This window comes from Mangrovihabitans endophyticus, assembly GCF_014646155.1.
Lineage (GTDB): Bacteria > Actinomycetota > Actinomycetes > Mycobacteriales > Micromonosporaceae > Actinoplanes > Actinoplanes endophyticus.
The window spans coordinates 1-540 of sequence record NZ_BMMX01000195.1 but is presented as its reverse complement, the minus strand read 5'-3'; the positions used below and the strand labels follow the sequence as shown (position 1 = coordinate 540).

Here is a 540-nt window from a genome sequence, read left to right as displayed (position 1 = left end):
ATCCACGAGCAAAACATCAAATTGCGCTTCTTTAGCCCTTTTTAAAGCGTTGTTAGCGATTTCTTTCACGCTTTTATTTTCTTCATAAAAAACTTCCACGCCCACCTGTTCGCCCAAAACCTTTAACTGCTCCACTGCCGCTAGGCGTTGCAAATCGCATGCGCATAAAAGCACTTTTTTATTTTTGGTTTTTAAATAATGAGCGAGTTTAGCGGTGGTGGTTGTCTTACCGCTCCCTTGCAAACCTGCCATTAAAACCACGGTTGGGGGCGTTTGAGCGAAAGTAAAACCACTGCTCCCTTTAGTGCTTAAAATTTCTAACAAACTCTTTTCTAAAGCGTCTAAAAATTGCTGCTTGCCAATGCCATTAAGTTTGGTTTGACTTTCCACTTTTTTGAGCAATTCCCTAGCCACTTTATGATGCACATCATTTTTTAAAAGCGTTTTTTTCAATTCATCTAACGCCCGATCTAGCGCTTTTTCATCATCTTGAAAGCGGATTTTATTGAGCGCGTTTTTAAACCCATCGCTTAATGCTTG

Annotated in this window: 1 protein-coding gene; it reads right to left on the bottom strand. The window is 40.2% G+C overall.

The genetic code is table 11. From position 1 onward, the window contains the following. Positions 1-540, bottom strand: a 540-nt coding sequence (locus tag IEY73_RS34880) for a signal recognition particle receptor subunit alpha (RefSeq protein ID WP_229716458.1), incomplete at both ends; no start/stop codon positions are given.